We start from the raw sequence: 20,025 nt of genomic DNA, 5'->3' as shown, positions 1-20,025 counted from the left end.
AATTTTTTGCTTTTTAGCGCAATCATGGTATGTTATTGTCATGAGATGGTTGAATTTTGACCTCCCATTATACATTACCCGTCATCATTACATCTTAATATGTACAACTTGCTAACTTTTAACGGCCTAAATTATGAATCAGGTTAGCCTATGGAGGTTGCACCAATGATCAAAGAATATCTGCATATCAATAAAATTCTCGACCTTAATAAATGGAAGCGTCTACAAGATTCTCTCGCAACAGTAACCAAACTGGCGATCCTCACCGTTGATTATAAAGGCATTCCCGTAACCAGTCATAGCAGCTGTCAGGCTTTCTGCCAGAATGTGCGTAAAGACCCGGAGCTTCTCCCCTACTGCCAAAAATGTGATTCACGCGGTGGTCTGGAAGCCGTTCGATTGAACGAGCCTTATGTGTATTTATGCCATTTCAATATTATAGATATCGCGATTCCGATCACAATTGATGGCAAATATATCGGCGCTGTCATGGCAGGACAAGTGAAACTCGCCGACCCCGAAAAGGGTAGCGACTTGGAGCAAATTGTCACGTCCAAAAACGTACCCATGCATGCAGCCAAGCTGGAGGAATTAAAGGACGATTACGCCCAGCTGCCTGTCATGACCTATGAAGAGATTGTGAAAATCTCCAACATGTTATCCCTGCTCTGCAACTACATTGTGGAAGAAGCACTCAACAAAAATCTGTTAGTGGAAATGTTCGAGAAAGCTTCAGGCAATCAGGAGTCGTTAAACCTCTCCACCATTCTGCCTGGGTACTCCATTCGCAATATCGAGTCGATCAAAAAAGAGATGACCAATGCGATTGCAGATGCCTATCTCAAGAACAGCCCAAGTGATGCGGAAAGCTCCAGTCCGGTGCTTCAGCCTGCTTTTGAATACATTCACAGTCACAAAAGCGAACAGGTTTCGCTCAAACATATGGCTGATCTATGCCACCTGAGTCCGAGTTATTTCAGCAGACTGTTTGCCAAGGAAACGGGTGAGAACTTCACAACCTACCTTGCAAAACTCAAGATTAAGTGGGCCAAGCAATTGCTGGAGGTCACCGACATGCCTGTCTCACAGATCAGTGACGAGCTGGGATTCAATGAATCGGGATATTTTATCAAAATATTCAAAAAGTTCGAGGAAATTACGCCTGCTCTCTATCGTAAATACCTCCAGGAGAAAATGTAGATTCACTGATACTTTTTTCGTATCAAAGATGAGGTTAAAAGATATTTCACCTATTAATCTGCCATTGTTACAATGGAGTCCAGATGACTTAGGGAGGCGACATGAATGGAATATCGTAAATTAGGAAACAGTGGATTAACCGTCAGTGAGATTTCACTCGGCAACTGGATTACGCATGGAGCGCAAGTCGAGGATGGAATAGCAGAAGCTTGTGTGCGAACGGCATTGGAGACAGGTATTACCACATTTGATACCGCAGACGTGTACTCCAATACCAAGGCAGAAACCGTACTGGGACAAGCACTTAAGGATATACGAAGAGAGAGTATTGAACTGTGCACCAAAGTCTGTCACCCAACCGGCACAGGTCATAATGACCGCGGACTTTCACGTAAGCACATCATGGAAGCCTGCAATGGTTCATTACGGCGGCTACAGACTGATTATATCGATGTCTATTACGCTCACCGTTATGATTACAACACTCCGCTGGAAGAGACGTTTCTGGCATTCTCCGATCTGGTGCGTCAGGGCAAGGTTCATTACATCGGGGTGAGTGAATGGAACGCGGATCAGATTGCAAGAGGAGCCGCTTTGGCGCGGGAACTTCACGTCCCCTTCATTGCAAGTCAGCCCCAATATTCAATGTTATGGCGTGTGATTGAGCAAGAAGTGGTGCCTGCAAGCGACCAAGCAGGACTTGGACAGATTACATGGTCTCCACTGGCTCAGGGTATACTATCAGGCAAATATGCACCTAACGAAGCATTGCCCACCGGATCACGTGCAGCTGCTGAGGCAGGAGCACCCTTTTTCAATAAACTGGCTGGACAGTGGTTACGCGAAGATGTTCTTACCGCTGTGCAACAGCTTGTTCCGCTCGCTAAAGAGATTGGCCTAACTCTTCCTCAACTCGCTGTGGCGTGGGTTCTACAGCATACGTATGTTAGTTCCGTCATTATCGGTGCATCCCGACCGGAGCAGGTATTGGAAAATGTAAAAGCCTCCGGTGTAAAACTGGACTCTGCGATCATGACTCGTATTGATGAAATACTGAATCCTTGGATTGAGCGTGATCCAGCCAAGACGGGTTAAACACATTCATCAACAAAGTTCATAAAACGGGATACCACTTCCTGATTCATATCCGTCCGCCATGCCGTATACAACGGTACGGAGGGCGGATTTTCTTGTAATGGAAGAAAGACTACACCCTTTCGCTGGAACACATCCACTGAGGAGGGAACAATGGAAATACCCATGCCCGCTGCAACGAGATTCACAATCGTATACATTTGGATCGCTTCCTGCGTAATTCGAGGGTCTACACCATGCTCCCTGCAATAATCCAGAACGAGACGATGGAACGGAGAACCCAGATGCCTTGGGAATAAAATAAAATCTTCATCCGCCAGTTCTCGAATTGAAACTTGAGTCTGAGAAGCCATCGGGTGATGATCTGGCAATACGGCAATCAACGTTTCCATCTGACAGGGACGGAACGAGACATGACGATTATCTTCCTGATATCTCAAAAATCCAACATGGATCTGTCCGTCTTCCAATGCCTGTAATTGTTGGGACGAAGTCATCTCACGTAATGTCAATTCAATCTGCGGATACGCAGTGCGAAATTTTCTAAGCACCTCCACCATGATCCCGCCCGAAGCGGAATCCACGAAGGCTACGGATATATGCCCAATGATGCCCTGATCTGCCTTTTGCGTAAGCTGAATGGATCGTTCGAGCTGGGCCATGATGAGTCTGGCCTGTTCCAGAAATATGGCACCTGCTGGCGTCAAACGAACCATTTTTCTCGTGCGCTCCAATAACTTTACGCCAAGCTCTTCCTCCAGATTTTGAATCTGCTGGCTCAGGGGTGGTTGCGTCATGTTTAATTTTTCCGCTGCACGGTGAAAATGAAGTTCCTCCGCCACAGTGATAAAATATCTTAACTTACGAATATCCATAGGTCTGTTGCGCTTCCTTCCGTCTCCCTGTTAATTCATCTGTTCCTGTACCCAGATCGCGGACTCCGTCAGCTGCGTCATTAAATCATTAAAGTCTGCTGCAATCTCTCGAATTGGTGTATCTCCTGCATCGTGGATCAACATCAGGATCTTGCCCGAAGTCTGATCCAACATAGCCATACTTCCTTCACCAAATCCACCAATGGGAAACGGCTGGATATCCGCTGGAAGCTCGTACTCCTTCTCCACTTCACGGTAGACTTCCAGAAACTCGGGATAAGCCCAGCTTAGTTCTTTCACCGAATACAAGGCAGGATCGCCGAAATTACATGCACCGAATTCAAGCAAAAGCGCGCGATACGCTGCGGGCAGTCTCACGTTATGCTTTTGCTCAAAATCCTCAATGCTCTGTTGTGTTTCAGGAGTACACCCTTCTCCCATTGTCGTATCGTAAGCCTTCACCAAAAGATCACGAATCGGTTCTAATTCTATCGACTTCACTTGAACTCCCTCCTTAGACATGTGTTGAAGAAACGCTCTCATACAACTTACCATACAGTCGAGCATTAAGATTAACTTCTTATCTCACCTGTGTACGCAACTCTTGATCCAGCCATTCCAGTGCTGCACGCAGCTTATCCTGGGGAAGTTTCTCATAACGATCACCCGTAGACAATTCAAAGGCACAGCTGTTCCCACTCGTCTTGTTCAGATATGAAGTCATTCCTATACCAAACCGCTGAGCCATTTGCACAAGGATTGGTTCAACTTCGGTAGCACCGAGCGCAAGATGTACATGGAACATATTGGATACCGGGACTTCGGGCAATGTATGTATCCCGTGACATGCATTCAATAGAGATGCCAGTTCTTTAGCCTGCTCATAATAAAGCTCCATTTTGCCAATCCGTTCATTGAAATAATACTGGGAACTCAGAATATACGGATACAGGCCGATCAGATCACCGCCGTGCCGCCGTTTCCATACTTTCGACTCTTGCATCACATCCGTGTCCCCGGCCAATATGGCCCCCGCAATGCCCCCGATTCCTTTGTAAAAAGACACATACACCGTATCAAACAGACTGCAAATCTCCGCAGGCGTTTTCTCGTAATAGGGAGTAATCTCAAACAGACGTGCCCCGTCCATATGCAGCTTAATCCCGCGTTCACGGCAATAGGCCGAGATCGCTTCCAACTCTTCATACGCTGGCAACTGCCCGCCAATCTCGCGTTGTGGCAGTTCCAACAGCAGGCAGGCAATGTCCTGATCAAGCGCTTGTACATCTTGCAAACGAATCAACCGATCCTTGTCCGCCAGCAAAATCGATTCAATCTGGTGTAACTCTTTCAATCCGTCTTCCTCATGGATTTCCAGATGACACAGAGGGTGGTAAGCTACCCGTTTTACACCTTTGCGGTCACACCAGATCCGTAATGCAATCTGCTGTGCCATCGTTCCGCTTGGGAAAAACACTGCCGATTCCTTGCCAAGAACGTCGGCCATCTGTTGCTGAAATTCTTCGATGATGGAGCCGTTGCCGTAGTGGTCACTGAACACCTCCCCATCCATCTGGTCCAGTACGTTCTGAAGTACCTTCACTTGGCGACTGCCATGACCGCCTACAATAAAATCTGCCTGATTAAATGCATCACCCAACGTTAGCGCAGTTTCTTTCAAGATCACTCACTCCTTTATAGTGCATATTCATAAACAGACTTTTGAACAACCTCTTATAGTTCTGGTTCTGTAATAATCTCAACCAGAGCGCTTAGCGCACTTGATATATGTTCACCACGGGAATACACAAATCCTACTTCCAACCGGCAATAGGGATCTGGCAAAGACATCACTGAGATCTCACCTCTTAATTCTGCTTTGGTAACTGAAGACCGCGGCAGCAATGATACACCGAGCCCGGCAGATACTCCATTCAGAATCGTGTCCAGTGTTCCATATTCCATGATGTTAAGCGTGTGGATACCCTGATCTTTCAAAAAGGATTCCGCCTGAGTGCGATGAGTGCATCCAATCTCAAAAAACAACATCGGCCTGGACAATAACGCGTGTATCTCATGCACTCCAGGTTCAGCGATCAACACCAATTCCTCGTCATACATCTTCATATAGTTCAGCTCAGGATGATCGATTGGGCCATATATTAAAGCGCCATGTAATTCATGTTGAATGACCTTCTGGTTCAGCTCATGGGTCCCACCCGTGACAAGCGAATGGTGTACCTCAGGGTAGCATGAACTGTATTCAGCCAAGAGCGGCGTGAGGAAAGTGGAAGCTGCTGTCTCAATGGCACCCAGACGAAGCAGGCCGGACGGCGGGTTACCCACTTGTGTGGCCAGCTCTGCTTCATATAATAATTGCAAAATTCTATCCGCATACACAAGCAGATTCTCGCCCGCTGGTGTAAGAGACATCCCCCGATTGGAACGATGAAACAGCGGTACTTGTAGCTGTGTCTCCAACTGTTTTATTCGTGTGGTCACATTGGATTGTACATAATTAAGTGCGAGTGCAGCTTTACTGATACTACCTTCGCGGGCAACCGCCTGAAATATTTTCAAATCACCTGCATCCATACCTTGATCACCTGCTCGTCGTTATATCGGCATTCTTCATCATCTAATCCATGCAAAGTGTTTATCTATTATTTTCAATGATACTGACAATCATTTTTGTTCATTTTACGTGAATCTGCACCATCTGTACAATGAGGCTCAGTAGTGAAATCTGATTATATCGACAGGAGGAATATTGAATATGAAAGCTATCGTACATTCAGGCCAGAGCGGCCTTGCAGGTCTTCAATATACAGAGTCAACATCTCGGGTACCAGAAGCCGGGGAAGTGCAGATTCAATTAAAATCCGCTGGTATCAACCATCGGGATCTATTCATCATGGCAGGACGCGGAACCCAGGACACCCCGCTCATTCCCGGTTCCGATGGAGCAGGTATTATCGTAGCGATTGGCGAAGGTGTAAGAGGGTTCGCGATAGGAGATGAAGTCATTATCCATCCTACACTCGGTTGGGAAGTTGCAAGTAACGTGCCCATCGTGCCCGATATTGTTGGTGGTCCTACGGATGGAACGCTGGCTCAATATATCACGTTATCTGCTGAAAATGCCCTGCCTAAGCCAGTCCACCTATCTTGGGAGGAAGCAGGCGTGCTGTCCCTTTCGGCGTTGACGGCCTACCGTGCTTTGTTCACTCGCGGTGAACTGAAACAAGGTGAACATATCCTCATTCCCGGTATTGGTGGTGGTGTAGCGACCTATGCCCTGCTCATGGCTGTCGCTGCTGGTGCCAAAGTGAATGTTACCTCCAGAAGTGAGGCCAAAAGAAATGAGGCGCTGCGCTTGGGTGCTACCCATGCACTGGATAGTCATGCCGATTGGTGTATGCAGAACGATCTGGAACCTGTGGACATCATCTTGGATAGCATCGGACAAGCCATGTTCCCAAAATATTTTGATATAATCAGACCAGGTGGACGTATCGTGATGTACGGTGCGAGCTCAGGGGATGATCTGACCGTACCCATTCGCTCCATCTTCTTCCCGCAGATCAGTCTGATCGGCACCTCTATGGGCAGCCGTGAGGAGTTTGTGCAGATGCTGCGATGGGTGGAGCAGCATGACATACATCCTGTAATCGATAGCATGTATCCGTTGCAGGATGTAGCGAAGGCATTCGAACGCATGGAAAAAGGCGAGCAGTTTGGTAATCTGGCTATACGTATGGAGTGACATCTGTTTTGAGATGGAGCTTCATGAATTGTTGAAAATTGATTTACGATAATTGGGGTGAATCCATTTGACCCGTCTCGCTAAACGTATATTAATTTTTCTGGTCGCTATTATGCTTTTGGCCCAAATTCCTATGTTAAAAGAAACCTTAGCCCGAGGAGTTACTACGTTATATGTGAAGATAAAGTATCCCGAACATTCCTTTCAATTCCAAGACTTCAACTACGAGTCTCATTTCGGGAACTATATCATTTCTTATACTGATCAAGACGAACAACGTATTAGTCTGATGCTTGAGCCCAAATTTTTTCCGGTGCTCATTATATATGATCCTCTGAATCAGCCCATGAAAGAATAGTAGTTTCACGATATTAATTATTCAGGAGGTGTAATTACATATGGACAATCGATCGCATCTGGTAGAATTGGTTCGAAAACTGATGGACTCTGAAGGAACGGAAGCCGAGTTGGATGACATGTTGACGGAGCTACAACAACAGGTGCCTCACGCTGAGATCAGTAACCTGATTTACTGGGATGATCGAGACCTGACGCCGGAACAGATTGTAGAGGAAGCGTTGGCAGCTCGTCCGATCATTCTTCCGCCCCCATCTTCATATTCTTCAGGAGGTGAACGGTAGGATATGTCTGACATGTCTGATTTAAATCATAATAACAACAATGGACACCCAGATTTTAACGAAATCAGCGGAGAAGAAAAAATACAGGCACTTCGTGATCTGATCGAACTTACTGATAGCCAACTTACACATCAAGTTCTATCTATCGGTACGGATACACATGAAGAGGATCTCATCCGTATCGAAGCATGGCGAGCTTTGGGCATGGCCGAGTCTTCCTCACTTTTGGATGAAATTCGTCATGCTGCCGCACAACTTGTTCGTGACTCGGAAGAAGATGAGGATGTACAGATTTATGCTTTACAGACTCTGACCTTGTTACCTGCTACGGAAGCTGAGATTACGTTGGCCCAGGATGTATTGTCGGGGAATGCCTATATATTACTTCAAGGTGCAGCTTTTGCTATTCTTGCTGCTCACAAACATGTTCCGGGCGCAGTCCTTGCGCTAAAATCTCTTCAATCTCATCCGCATTTCGGCGATTCCGCCAAGCGAGAACTGCATTCCATAACAGGAAGTGATGATCTATGAATCAGGACCATGAACCATTTTCACCAGGAGCATCAGAAGAAGCAGAAGCATCAGGAGAGCATGCTACGAAGGCTGTTTACCTCACCCAAGGTGAAATCAACGCCCTACAGAAAGCTATTCTGTTCCTCAAGTTTGAATCTGAAGAGACGGCCTCCTTACTCTATGCGGGCAGTCCGCTACTTAACAGTGTGTTGGAAAAGGTACGGGATGTCAGCTCATTTGGTGAGTACGCCAAAGAACTTCACTCTCGTCCAAACGAATATGCGGAACGTTTCATGCGCGCCAAGGTGGGGCGTTCATATACAGAAGAATTGGCACCGCGTGAACGAACAGAGGAGCAGAAGAACGAAATTCTTAGATCCTGCATGTATCCGTATCCGGTTAAATGAAAATCCTCCATACTCTCTTTCAGAGCATGGAGGATTTTCATTTCGTTATTAGGACGTACCATCTGTTAAACTGAACATCATTGTAGCAAATACAAGTCTACGGTGTATGTTTGTCTACGTACTGTAGAGTCCCTTTAGGAAACTCATTCCATTCACCGGTTAATGAGAACTGTTGTGAACCTGTATATATCCCCCGTTTTCGAATAAACGTCCCGCCAGCAGGCATGAATTGATCATGCGAAGTTGGATCACCTAGGACATCTACGATTCGTCCATCTTTTCTCAGAACGAACGCAACGACATTATACTCATTCGGATTATACAATTCCAATTCATCATTGTAGTACCAAGCTGACGTTATATCGAAAAAGTCGTAGAACGTATAATTGATGTTTAAATAAGGTAACCCTGAAGTAACATCAGATATGTTTTTTGTTGTCACTTTCATTGTGGATGTCTTTTTCATCCACTGATGAACTTCCAACTGATATCCGGTTGCTTTATGCGACGGATCACCGTCACCTGTGTAATAAAGTTGAACAACACTGCGTCCGTCCCCTGCATCTGCATACTGAGAGAAGAACAACTCTGAGGTGCCCTGATTTTTCGAGTTTACCTGAATGACCACGGCCCTACCGTCATCCCCTATAATCCAGAATAATAACGGAGATACACTCAAAGGGATCTGGGAAGTATTAATCGTATCCGGTCCTGTAAACGTCGAATCCAGCGTACCGCTATAAACTTTAAAACTCGTCTGCCCAGGGAACCAATTGGAAGCTGTAAGGGTTAGAGGATCTATTACACCATACTTCGTGTTGATCTGCATAACTCCACCGTTAACCAAAGAAGAAGTGCGAACGTTGAAGGTGTAATCTACCTGTCCACCTTTTCCATCCTTTGCTGTTATCGTTAAAGGAGCAACTACATTCCCTGTTCCCGGTTTTAGTATAATCTGGTTACCATTAATGCTTGCATTCACCGCTTCATTTGAGCTGTTGCTTATCGTGAATTGCAACGCATCTCCATCGGGGTCACTGAATAGTTGACTCAGATCATACGTGCGCTCATTCGTTACATTAGGTGTCAATACTTGTTCGTAAATGCTACTTACTACCTCAGGGGCCAAGTTAGGGCCAGTAGGCTCTCCTTGTATAGTCACGCCAAAGGACGCTTGTTCACTACGCCCTTTCTGGTCATATACCGTTAACGTCACTGTCGTATTTCCTTCAGCAACTGGAGCAACAGCTATCAGTGAACCATTGGCAGAGACTGTCGCAAAATTGGTATCTGCTGAGGAAGCATCCACCGTTAACGTGGCTGTATCAAAATTCATCAGGTACGACGTCAAATCAAGATTCAGAGCAGACCAAGGCCACGTTACCGTTTGATCCGGAATTGAACTGATATTCCCAGATTCAAGAACTTCAATGTCAATATAGGCTGACGCTTCTTTTCCATACATATCTTTTGCTTTGATGTTAGCTTGAAATTTGCCAACCTGTCTTGGATGAATAATCAGCTTATTTTCTTGAATATCCACCGCTGCGATCAGGAGATTATTGAAATCAAGTGGTGTATTAAACTCTAATGCATCTCCATCAGGATCATCAAAATAATCCGAGAGATTAATGACCGCATCTTCCTTACCTACAAACACCGTTTGAGCAGGTAGATGCTGAGTAAGCACTGGAGAAGCATTCGGCTTAGGATTAACCCTTATCTGAAATGCAGTTGAAATGAGACCACCTTTTCCATCCTCAACTGAATAATAAATGATGTATTCTCCAAATTCTATAGCGGTAAAGTTCAGTACACCCGCTTCCTCCTTGACAATTAAGTGAGGGTTAGAGGAGTATGCACTGAATGTGAGCGGGTCACCATCCGGATCTGTATAATAATCATTTAAGTCAACCGAGGGGATAGGATCTGTGAGGAAACCCAGGTATGCTTCAATCCATCCTGGTGAATTTCCTACCGGATTATGATTTGGAACGAGTAGAATATCGATTTCAAAGAAGTCTGTAGTAATTCCTCCGTTACCGTCATTCACTGTGTATGATATCGTATACGTCCCATTTTGAAGTGATGTTAACTTCAGTTCACCCTCATTCTCCTCTACTGTTACCCCGTCTGGATTGGATGAAGTCGCTGTATACGTCAAAGGGTCACCGTCTGGATCAGTATATACCTCGTTCAACTTTACTAGAGGGATGTCATCCCCCAGGTATACCTCTATTTTCGATGGAGCTTCCCCCACAGGCGCGCGATTGAGTGGTGGCAGAACAACAACTTTCATGTCGAGTTCAGTAATTCCCGTACTGCCATCATCTGCAATTTGTCCATCATCCACCTTAATTTTAAGAACAACTTCCCCTGCCTTTTTAGGCGTTAATCTCAATACAGATTCAGCATAGTTCGATTTCACGATTTCAGTGTCCACGATTTCCGGGACACTGTTTGTTACACTGTATAGCAACTCCGATTCATACTTTACATCATCCATAACATAGACCATGAGATCCACATCCTTGCTACCTGACTCAGCTATCAATTCCTGATCAGGAATTGGTGATGCAAGAGGAGGTCTATTCACGTAGACTTCGAATGTGGATCTCAGCCTTTTACCACGACCGTCATTGGAAGTTACTGTTATGGTAGCCGTGCCATCCTCCAAGGGAACAACATCCAATTGCGATCCATTCAGGATAACCTTTGCAACGGCAGGTTTGGATGAACTGATCGTATAAGTTACCGAGTCACCATCCGGATCAGTCACATAGTTGTTTAGGTTTAACGTTGCTCCTTGTCCATTCCGCGTAAACTTGCGACTTTCGAATGATTTGAGTAGTTCAGGAGCACGATTGGCAACAACAGGAGATGTTCCGCCTCCACTCCCCCCACTTGCTCCCCCTAACGAAGGAGATACCGGATTTGGAGATGACGTTCCTGTATTTCCACTTACAACTGAAGACGAGACTCCAGCAGCCAAAGAAATCTCCGAAACTTTCACATTGCCCGCCACATTAACCTGCGCGGAAGGGTTATTCACTTGAAGCTGTTGAATGGAGCCTGATGCATTAATGTTGACAGCGCCTGTCCCATCGACATTGAGTTGCTGTAAAGTGATGTTACCGTTGAGTTGCAGGGACTTGGATGTATTCATATGAACCGTATCAACGGCTCCTTGTAGCTCCACTTTGCTTGTACCTTCGAGAATATTTAATAACGGGAGATTAGCTGTTTTCCCGATATCAAGCATACTGTCTGATCTAATGTTGACTTCTCGAGTACGGGTATCCCCTGTTAGTGCCACATGTACATCGCTTTTATCTACATCCACATTATTGAGAGTGGAATTGTCAAATACAACCGTATTACTGTCACCGCCATAAACGAAGACAGACTGTTTCACACTGATATTTTTGGCATAAAAGTCATGTTTGACCTCGGGGGCAATCGTCAGCTTGCCCTCGACTGTAAGTCCTTCCACTGAAACAAAGTCTGCCTTCGTCGTTAGATCCCCATGAATTATGGCGTCTCCACCATCCAATAGCAGATTCCCGCTAAATTCAGCTTTTCCCGGGGCTGCATCCTGACCCCCCGTTCTAATTTCCAACCCGTTGATCTCGGTGAGTGTATGATTTTGACTCTTAAACCGTATTCCAGCCTGAACCAGTACAGCCTTATTGCGATTATTCAAAAGGCCCCCCACTTGTTCAGAAATCTGATAGACAACACCGTTGATCTGAATCTGCTTTCCTTCGATTGACTGAATGACAGACAAGCGGTTTTCCGGGAATAGGGTCGACAACAACATGCCTATGGCTTCGCCCCGAACAAGCCCTTGTTTAACTTTATTAGGTCCCTGATATTCGCTTAGAATTTCAGCCTTCTCAGCAGTTCGAATATATGGAGCAGCCCATGTACTCGCTTCTTTCCAATCTGAGGGAAGAGAATCTCCCTGAACTTCTTGTTTAGCCAAAGCCGTGGCTCTTACCAGAACTGTCACCAGTTCCTGTCCAGTAATCTGGGCCTGTGGACGGAAACGCCCTGTTGCATCTCCTTGTAAAATCCCCGCCTTCTTGACCGCCTGAATCGAAGGTGCTGACCAACTAGTAGATTTCACATCCGTAAAAGATGCCGAGACTGACTTGTCCAGTGTGAGACCCAGAGCTTGAGCAAGAACAACTGCCAGTTCCTGACGGGTGATTGGGTCAGCTGCACGAACATTCCCATCCGGATCACCTTTGATGAACCCCATGGTTACGGCCCTATTCATAACATCGTTTAATTTGCTATTGTTATTATCATCTGAGGATATGTCAGACACAGACATAGTCTGCGCCTCCGACTTATCATGTTGTGCAGATACAGGTACAGTGTTGGAAAGAAGCAACGCAATCAAAGCGAGCTGCACAGTCCTTCTTATTTTGGACATAGATGTTCTCCTTCATATGGGATATTCAAAATTAAGGAATCAAAGGTGAGGATGTGTAGTTACCCAGACCGTTGTAATAGTTCTCTCCTTGTTGGATCCATCGTGCCCCGTCATAATTTGCATCACCATGAACATTGCCTGACGTCCTTGTTAAAGATTGCGCAGGCTTCAAGATGGCTGTATCCATAGGTTCCCCATCGTTAATCTGATAGAGTATCAAAGTAATGTCTTGGGGTTGATCAATATCAAAATTAAAAGACATATAATAGATTTCGTCCTCATTGATCGGGAAATCTGTGGAGTCATCGGCAATGACCATTGTTTTATAAGGTGCAATGATAGTTCCAGAAGCAAACGTAATCGGATCGTCTATATCACTACGTTTAATCTCAAAGTGACTGAGTTCAATTGGTTTGGACGTTGGATTATACAGTTCGATAGCCTGAGTAGTGCCTTCTCCCCAGACCACCTCGGAAATAAACAGGCCCTTCCCTGCATCCGGGTCCTCCACCTTAACCGTGAATGTGGTCTCAGCGTCTTTACCAGCGGGATCAGTAGCCTTGACGCTAACGGTGGCAGAACCATTAACGTTCTTGAGATCTAAAGTCAATATATCTCCTTGTACACTCACTTCTACCACAGCGGGATCAGAAGATTGCGCTGAATACGATAGAATGTCGCCATCCATATCAGCGAACACATCAGCCAAATCAACTGTCTTACTCACGGTACCCAATTCAACCACAACAGTTGGCAGTGTTTTTACCACTTCAGGAGCATGGTTGATTGGTGGTTGTGGGATGATGATAGGCGGTAAAGGCGGGAATGGTGGTGGAACAAAGGCCGGTTTTACCAAATAAATGAATGTAGCCGATACACTTCCTCCTTTTCCATCTGCAGCTTTCACCGTAACCGTGGTTTGCCCTATAGCAACGTCCACAATTTTTAATTTTGAATGCTGAATATTCGCAGTAGCGATGTTATGATCGATTTCGGTAATTTCATAGTTTAGCTCATCCTCATCTGGATCAGTAAATACAGCTCCAAGATCAACCTCTTGCATGCCTTGTCCGAAAACCACCATCATGTCAGAGATGTTAGACTGAACAACAGGCGGTTTATTCTGAGGAGACGGAGGTACAATAACCGGCGGCTCAGGTTCTGGAGTCGGTGTAGGAGTTGGTGTCAATGATCCTGAGCCAGTATTGGAGTTGCTTGCCACGGTATTGCTGGATGGTGCGGTTAGTGGCGGTGCACTACGAATGATCTGTGAGGTTACGCCGCCTTTTGGAAGAATAACTGTATTTGTTTTTACACTTGCCGGTAATTGAATAATGGATTTCACGTCTTTTAGCACAACTTCCTTCCACGTTCCACTTCCTAGAACAGTGACTTTGTCAGTCGTATCTACGGTTACCGCATCGATATCTCCATCAATCGTTATCGCACTTACGCCTGGCTTTAATACAACCTTGGACAAGGTATCAGCCTTGAGAGCAACATGATTTGAAGAGACTGTGACCACACCTTGATAGGAGGTACCGACCATATTCAATTTCACGTAATTTTGTAGCGTGCCTGCTTGGGTGATCTGGATTTCTGATAAGGCAGACAGGTTACGTGTACGTGCATCATAAGTAATTACTGCGTTCTGCAATGCTTCTTTGTTCTCGTCATTCAAAATTCTTTGCAATGCCTGACTAATCACAAATGGACGTCCATCCACATAAGCAATATCTCCGTCCAGTGCAGTCAAAAAGGCTGTCCGCTCACCCGTCTGGAAAACATCAACGAGAACTTTTGCTATATCTTGCCGCTCCACCAAAGCCTTGGATTCGAATTTCCCCTCATTGGAATCCAATAAACCCAGTTTCAACGCCGTATGTACCTGTTCTTTAGCCCAACCACTTATCGTAGATTCATCTGCAAGCGTCTGCTGTTGGCCTCCCTTTGCTCCTTGTGTTCCTGTAACTCTTACCAAAATGGAAGCAAGCTCTTCACGACGAATCGGATCGTTAGCACGGAAATTACCTGTTGCATCACTGGTCATCCATCCCTCTTGACGGATTGCTTCAATATAAGGAGTGGCCCAATCTGAATGGTTAAGCCCAGTGTTGGAAGTCTTATCAGTCTCTAATTGTGATGCTTTGGCCAACAACACAGCCATTTCTCTCCGAGTCAAAGGCTTGTCCGGGTGAAATGATCCATCTGGATAACCCGAGATCAACCCTTTCTCTACTGCTTCCTTTACTGCTTGAAGAGAGGACGATCGTATATCGTTCTGATCTGTAAAAACCGATGATACGGAGACTGTTGCTTCTCCGGTTTGCTCTGCTGCGTTGACAAATTGAGTTCCCCACAGCATGCCTACTACCAGTGAAGTCAGCAACACTTTTTTCCAATCCTGATTCATATTTGTTCCTCCCAATAAAACTTCGTTTTCCGCACAAATTTTATCAAGATGCTCTGAACAAATTCTGAACAAAACAACTAGTAAAAAAACCAGATAAAAGAAGATTATATCGATGTAACCCATACACATTTCACTTAACATGGGCACAGATTGTTTTATATAAATTTCGGGATTTTGGAACGAAAAAAATATGCAAATAACTATTCAAAAAATGCAAACAATATGAACACATATTATAAGTTCACATCCAAAATAAGATTAAATTGGTTAAAGATATTCTTTTTCTGAAAAAGCGTGTTACTATCTCAAAAATCGTTATAATAAAAGGAACTTGGTGAGATTTGTAAGTTAATGCAATCATTCAACTTAAATATTGGAGGAGAATTATGGAGACGGAAGCTTTACGCAACGTGGAACAACTAGCTCTGAAGAAACACAAGATTTACAAACAAAGTTTAATCAGGTACCTTGCACGCTCCATGCTGGCCAGTATGTTTATCGGATTCGGCGTCATCGTGGCGTTTAAGACAGGTAACTTCTTTTATATGGAGCAGTCCCCGTTTACCTATCCGATGGCAGCCATTACGTTTGGCGCGGCCATCATTCTGATCGCCTATGGCGGGGGTGACCTGTTCACGGGCAATACGTTTTATTACACGTATGCGGCGCTGCGCAAAAAACTGCGCTGGTTCGAAGTGATCAAGCTATGGATTGCGAGTTATAGCGGTAACCTGATGGGCGCAGCTGTGTTTGCCCTGTTAATCTACCTGACGGGATTGTTCGACTCGTCTCAGGTGAACGGTTTTCTGTTAAGCGTGGTGGAGCATAAGATGGAAGTTCCAACCATGCAGCTCTTTTTCCGGGGAATTTTGTGTAACTGGCTCGTATGTATGGCGTTCTTTGTCCCGATGTTCATGAAGGAGAATGGAGCCAAAATGTTTGCCATGATGCTCTTTGTGTTCTGCTTCTTCATCTCGGGATACGAGCACAGCATTGCCAATATGTGTACGTTCGCTATTGCGCTTGTGCTGAATCACCCAGGGACTATTTCATTTGAAGGTGTGCTTCACAACCTGGTACCCGTAACCTTGGGTAATCTGGTGGGTGGTGTGCTGCTGATGGGCTTTATGTATTATGCGGTGAACAAACCGTTTCTGGATGAAGAGACACATTAATCTCTGGCAAAAAAAGATCTCCTTACAGTCCGGTCCGTTGACCGTGGCTAATCGGTAAGAAGAATCCAAAACACCCCGGCATCCTTCCCATCTCAGGGAGAAGGTTGCCGGGGTGTTTCTCTATAGGCAGGCTCATGGATAAGCCGCCTGCCCTCCACACACATAGCCATGTGTCACACAACCACATGGCTCCATGCGGTGGGTCGGCAAGCGGGCCGCAACCAGGTTGCCCTGTGTTGCCCGCTTGCCAACCCCATCCGTGGCTTAGAAGTAATCCCGCCACGGAGTATATTCAATATCGTTGTCGCCACGCGTGACCACGATCATATTCTCCATTTTGCCCGTATCCTTATTGGTACGGTAGATCATCGTACGTGTCTCGCCTTCCTCCGGCACGGAGAACAGGAATTTGTCCGCAACGAAGGATGAACCTAGTCCTGTCGCATGTTCCGTGAAGGCAGAGCCCGTCTTGCTTGTGAGCAGCAGACCAATGCCGTAGGCTGTAGCCGTTTGTGCTGCTTTGCCAAAGAGATGCTCGCCTTGACTGGTGGTGTGCGTTTGCTCCGAATACTTATACTTTTCCGTATCTTTGGTATAGTCCACCACATTGCCCTGTTTATCCAGACTGATGGTGGTCGTTTCGCCCTTGTCGCTTTTCACCTGATACGTACCTACGATGGAATCCTCGGTTATTTTTAACGTCTTGCCCATGTTGGGGTCAGTCTGATAGATTACATCTTCATACTGAAGCCGAATGATGTTCATGCTGGCCTGAATCTGCTGCGCCAGTTCTTCGTCACCCATCTCTTTGGCTTTCTTCAGCATTTCCTCATAGTTCTGGTATTTCTCGGCATCCTTCTCATCCCATTCATCCATGTTCTTTGGTGGACCTGGCGTTTTGTCCAGATCATCGCCTTTATTTTTGCCCATGGTTGATAGCGCCCGCGCTGCGGTCAGCGCCGTCATGATTGCCTGGCTCACCGCCTCCTCATCTGTCGTGCGGAAACGCTCGGCAATTTTCTTAAGCTCCGACTGAATGGACAGAACCAGTTCCAGAACAGATTTCATCGTGCCTTGAGCCGTTGAATAATCGTTATAAAAACGCTCACGCTCCATGCCATCCCAGTTGCTGCGCATGACACTCATCTTGCCGTCCAATGTGGACATGAAGCCCGATAATTGCTGATGTGCCTGAGCGAACTGCCCACTGACCGTCTCCAGTTGTTCCGGTGTCACCTTGATCTGTGTCATCCTGCACACTCCTCATCCTGGTCATCTATAACTCATGGTCTATCCATTACGGCAATCTCTCGGCCTCTTCCTGTTTGATCTCCAGATGTAACAGCGGAAACGGATTACCGGAACTATCCAATTCAGACCGCCCCATCTGTACAAATCCCATCTTTTCATAGAATCGGGCTGCCCCAGTATTCTGCTCATTAACATCCACCTTGAGGTGACGGCCTTTGATTTTGAAGGCATGGTCTATTAGCAGACGTCCCAGACCCTGTCCGTGTTGGCTCGGATCTACAAATAACATCTCGATAAAGTTATCATCCACACCAATAAAACCCACGGGTTGTTGCTTCGTATTCAGCACTTCCCAAATCTCAACTTGTTTTTGTTGCAACACATCACTCACCACTTTTTTGTAGAACTGAATGTGATGCTCTTCCAAAAACGTATGGGTTGCCCGCACAGCACTCTCCCAGATTCCAACCAACTTGTCATGATCCTGTTCCCGATATGCAACGACTAACATGTCCAACGTATTCTCCTTTTCTATTAAAAGTAAAAGGTTATGTAAAAGCCCGATCCTGGGATCGGACATGTTTAAGACATCATATTTGAAATAACTCTACGTTTATTTTACCATGTCCATCATTCAATCTGTACCCATAATTTCCAATCTTGAGTCACCGTTCTACCCCCGTTTTTGGCTTCCAACGGAAGGTTGCTGCCGACTGGGAAGGCAGTGTATATTGAAACGAATCTCCGCCCATGACTACATCAAAGGAAACTTCTGCCTCACCCGTATTAGCTGCAACCAGCACCATCGTTCCATCCGGATTGCGGAAGGTTACGTTCTCGATCTTGCCCTGTTCTTGCGTGGATTCAACTCTCACAGCTCCCGGACGCACATAACGGCTGATGTGGCCTAACGCATAATACTCGACATTTCTGGTGATTTCATCACGCTCCGGGTCAATCGTCACAACCCCACGGCAGTTCTCACAGCCACCGTTCGTGGGTCCACCTTGCCGATCAAGTGCAATGTTCCAGAGCAGCACATTTTTCGCCCAGTTGCGAGGTGCACCAATGATGAGATTGGACATTTGCCAGTTAAGATTCTCGCCAAAATCAGGACTCCACTCCCCACCACTACATTCGGTAAAATAGATATTTTTGTCCGGGAAGCGCTCATGCACTTCCGACATGGCAGATGGATCACCTGCATAACAGTGGAAAGCAGTTCCATCGACATGGGCAGCAGCCTGCTCATCACCCAGCACCTTGCCAGTATATTCGACCGCCTGATCCCAGTTATGATCATACGCGATGATTCGTGTGTCCAGTTCTGCATCCTGTAGCGCCAGGCCGAGATAATCCCGTATGAACATCGCTTGTTCTTCGGCGCCCATACTCATACTCGGATATTTATCCGAGGTGAACTCCGGTTCATTTTGCAACGTCATCCCGTAGATGGGAATGCCCTTTGCCTGATAAGCTTCGATATATTTCACAAAATATCTCGCATACGCTTCATATACCTTGGGGTTGTTATAATCCAGATACCAGCCGTTAGTGGTCTTCTCTTCCCCGTACTTCATCCAGGCCGGGGCCGTCCACGGTGTGCCCAGCACTTTAAGATCCGGTTTCAACCCAACTGCACGCTCCAACATATTCACAACTTCCTGATCCTTATCGATCGAAAAGTGTTCCATCTCATAATCCGTGCCGGATTCGATATCATCATAGGTATAGCTTGAAGCAGCGCCTGATTCATCTACCGAATAATCGGAGGCACCAATCGTATGACGCACCATATCCATGTTCAAGCCTTCCGTTGTAAACAGTTCCTTCAGCAGTTGCTCTTGCTTCTCATCTTGAAGCTGATTAATCAGATGTGTCGACGAACCTGTCATCGCTGCGCCAAATCCATCCATGGTCTGATACGTCTTGTCCGGGTCGATCCGTATGGTGAACGCTGACGAAGAAATGTCTGACTCCTGCGTTGAAGAAACTGAAGAACTTGGGTCTGCATCATGGTGATCTGTAATTGGAATGGGCTTCTGTGGTGTAAGCAGATTTTGCTGATCTCCCGTGGTTAGCCAGACTTCGGCCGCTCTCTGCTTGTCCACAACCGGTGGAGGAATGGATTGTTCATTTCGGTTGAGGATAAGCGAAATTCCTCCAACGATACAACAAACAGCGATTAACAGGATCATCCATCGTTTGGGATGCTCTCGCCAGCCTATGTTCATCACGCTTCACTCTC

16 protein-coding genes are annotated in these 20,025 nt (G+C 45.9%); 7 read left to right on the top strand and 9 right to left on the bottom strand.

The genetic code is table 11. The features are described 5' to 3' along the window. Positions 1-165: 165 nt before the first annotated feature. The gene (locus MHB85_RS04595) at positions 166-1,200 is read left to right on the top strand and encodes a PocR ligand-binding domain-containing protein (protein ID WP_105601035.1); all 1,035 of its coding nucleotides are present in this window, start codon (positions 166-168) and stop codon (positions 1,198-1,200) included. 105 nt (positions 1,201-1,305) lie between these two features. Beyond that, positions 1,306-2,295 carry an aldo/keto reductase family protein gene (locus tag MHB85_RS04590; RefSeq protein WP_192132637.1) on the top strand — a complete coding sequence of 330 codons (990 nt, stop codon included), beginning with the start codon at positions 1,306-1,308 and terminating at the stop codon, positions 2,293-2,295. Here MHB85_RS04590 and MHB85_RS04585 read toward each other — a convergent pair. The 4 genes from MHB85_RS04585 to MHB85_RS04570 form a co-directional block, all read right to left on the bottom strand. Further along, positions 2,292-3,170 carry a LysR family transcriptional regulator gene (locus tag MHB85_RS04585; RefSeq protein ID WP_192132635.1) on the bottom strand — a complete coding sequence of 293 codons (879 nt, stop codon included), beginning with the start codon at positions 3,168-3,170 and terminating at the stop codon, positions 2,292-2,294. The genes MHB85_RS04590 and MHB85_RS04585 overlap by 4 nt on opposite strands. 30 nt (positions 3,171-3,200) lie before the next feature. Then, a complete protein-coding gene (locus tag MHB85_RS04580; RefSeq protein WP_341072464.1) occupies positions 3,201-3,671 on the bottom strand; it encodes an SMI1/KNR4 family protein in 471 nt (156 codons plus the stop codon). A gap of 79 nt (positions 3,672-3,750) precedes the next feature. Next, complete coding sequence (locus tag MHB85_RS04575; RefSeq protein ID WP_341072463.1) at positions 3,751-4,851, bottom strand: threonine aldolase family protein; 1,101 nt, start codon at positions 4,849-4,851, stop codon at positions 3,751-3,753. 53 nt (positions 4,852-4,904) lie between these two features. Continuing rightward, on the bottom strand, positions 4,905-5,750 hold the full coding sequence (locus MHB85_RS04570; protein WP_341072462.1) for a LysR family transcriptional regulator: 846 nt from the start codon (positions 5,748-5,750) through the stop codon (positions 4,905-4,907). A 196-nt stretch (positions 5,751-5,946) separates the two neighbouring features. On the opposite strand from MHB85_RS04570, the gene MHB85_RS04565 reads away from it, so the two are divergent. From MHB85_RS04565 to MHB85_RS04550, 4 genes are all read left to right on the top strand, one after another. Next, entirely contained in the window at positions 5,947-6,936 is a 990-nt protein-coding gene (locus MHB85_RS04565; RefSeq protein ID WP_091015958.1) for a quinone oxidoreductase family protein, read from the top strand. 398 nt (positions 6,937-7,334) lie between these two features. Next, positions 7,335-7,577, top strand: coding sequence for a bacteriocin immunity protein (locus tag MHB85_RS04560; RefSeq protein ID WP_091015960.1), 243 nt, complete (start codon positions 7,335-7,337; stop codon positions 7,575-7,577). Between the two features lie 12 nt (positions 7,578-7,589). Beyond that, positions 7,590-8,108 (top strand): hypothetical protein, encoded by a 519-nt coding sequence (locus tag MHB85_RS04555; RefSeq protein WP_143786513.1) that lies wholly within the window; start codon positions 7,590-7,592, stop codon positions 8,106-8,108. After that, entirely contained in the window at positions 8,105-8,497 is a 393-nt protein-coding gene (locus MHB85_RS04550) for a hypothetical protein (protein WP_091015962.1), read from the top strand. The genes MHB85_RS04555 and MHB85_RS04550 overlap by 4 nt, the downstream gene beginning before the upstream one ends. A 97-nt stretch (positions 8,498-8,594) precedes the next feature. Here MHB85_RS04550 and MHB85_RS04545 read toward each other — a convergent pair whose 3' ends face one another. Both MHB85_RS04545 and MHB85_RS04540 read right to left on the bottom strand, forming a co-directional pair. Beyond that, a complete protein-coding gene (locus MHB85_RS04545; protein WP_091015963.1) occupies positions 8,595-12,938 on the bottom strand; it encodes an S-layer homology domain-containing protein in 4,344 nt (1,447 codons plus the stop codon). 31 nt (positions 12,939-12,969) lie between these two features. Continuing rightward, a complete protein-coding gene (locus MHB85_RS04540) occupies positions 12,970-15,351 on the bottom strand; it encodes an S-layer homology domain-containing protein (protein ID WP_179198499.1) in 2,382 nt (793 codons plus the stop codon). 386 nt (positions 15,352-15,737) lie between these two features. On the opposite strand from MHB85_RS04540, the gene MHB85_RS04535 reads away from it, so the two are divergent. After that, positions 15,738-16,526 carry a formate/nitrite transporter family protein gene (locus tag MHB85_RS04535; RefSeq protein ID WP_017690511.1) on the top strand — a complete coding sequence of 263 codons (789 nt, stop codon included), beginning with the start codon at positions 15,738-15,740 and terminating at the stop codon, positions 16,524-16,526. 264 nt (positions 16,527-16,790) lie between these two features. On the opposite strand, the gene MHB85_RS04530 is transcribed toward MHB85_RS04535, so the two are convergent. The 3 genes from MHB85_RS04530 to MHB85_RS04520 all read right to left on the bottom strand — a co-directional run bounded on the left by MHB85_RS04530 (position 16,791) and on the right by MHB85_RS04520 (position 20,011). Continuing rightward, positions 16,791-17,777, bottom strand: a complete 987-nt coding sequence (locus MHB85_RS04530) for a WXG100 family type VII secretion target (RefSeq protein ID WP_341072461.1) — start codon at positions 17,775-17,777, stop codon at positions 16,791-16,793. A gap of 46 nt (positions 17,778-17,823) precedes the next feature. Continuing rightward, the gene (locus MHB85_RS04525; RefSeq protein WP_373419830.1) at positions 17,824-18,288 is read right to left on the bottom strand and encodes an acetyltransferase; all 465 of its coding nucleotides are present in this window, start codon (positions 18,286-18,288) and stop codon (positions 17,824-17,826) included. A gap of 154 nt (positions 18,289-18,442) precedes the next feature. Beyond that, positions 18,443-20,011: a glycoside hydrolase family 30 protein gene (locus tag MHB85_RS04520; protein ID WP_341074195.1), complete on the bottom strand. Its 1,569-nt coding sequence runs from the start codon at positions 20,009-20,011 to the stop codon at positions 18,443-18,445. Between the last annotated feature and the right edge of the window lie 14 nt (positions 20,012-20,025).

This window comes from Paenibacillus sp. FSL K6-4396 (genome assembly GCF_038002525.1).
Lineage (GTDB): Bacteria > Bacillota > Bacilli > Paenibacillales > Paenibacillaceae > Paenibacillus > Paenibacillus amylolyticus_B.
This window is presented reverse-complemented; position numbering and strand designations above follow the sequence as displayed.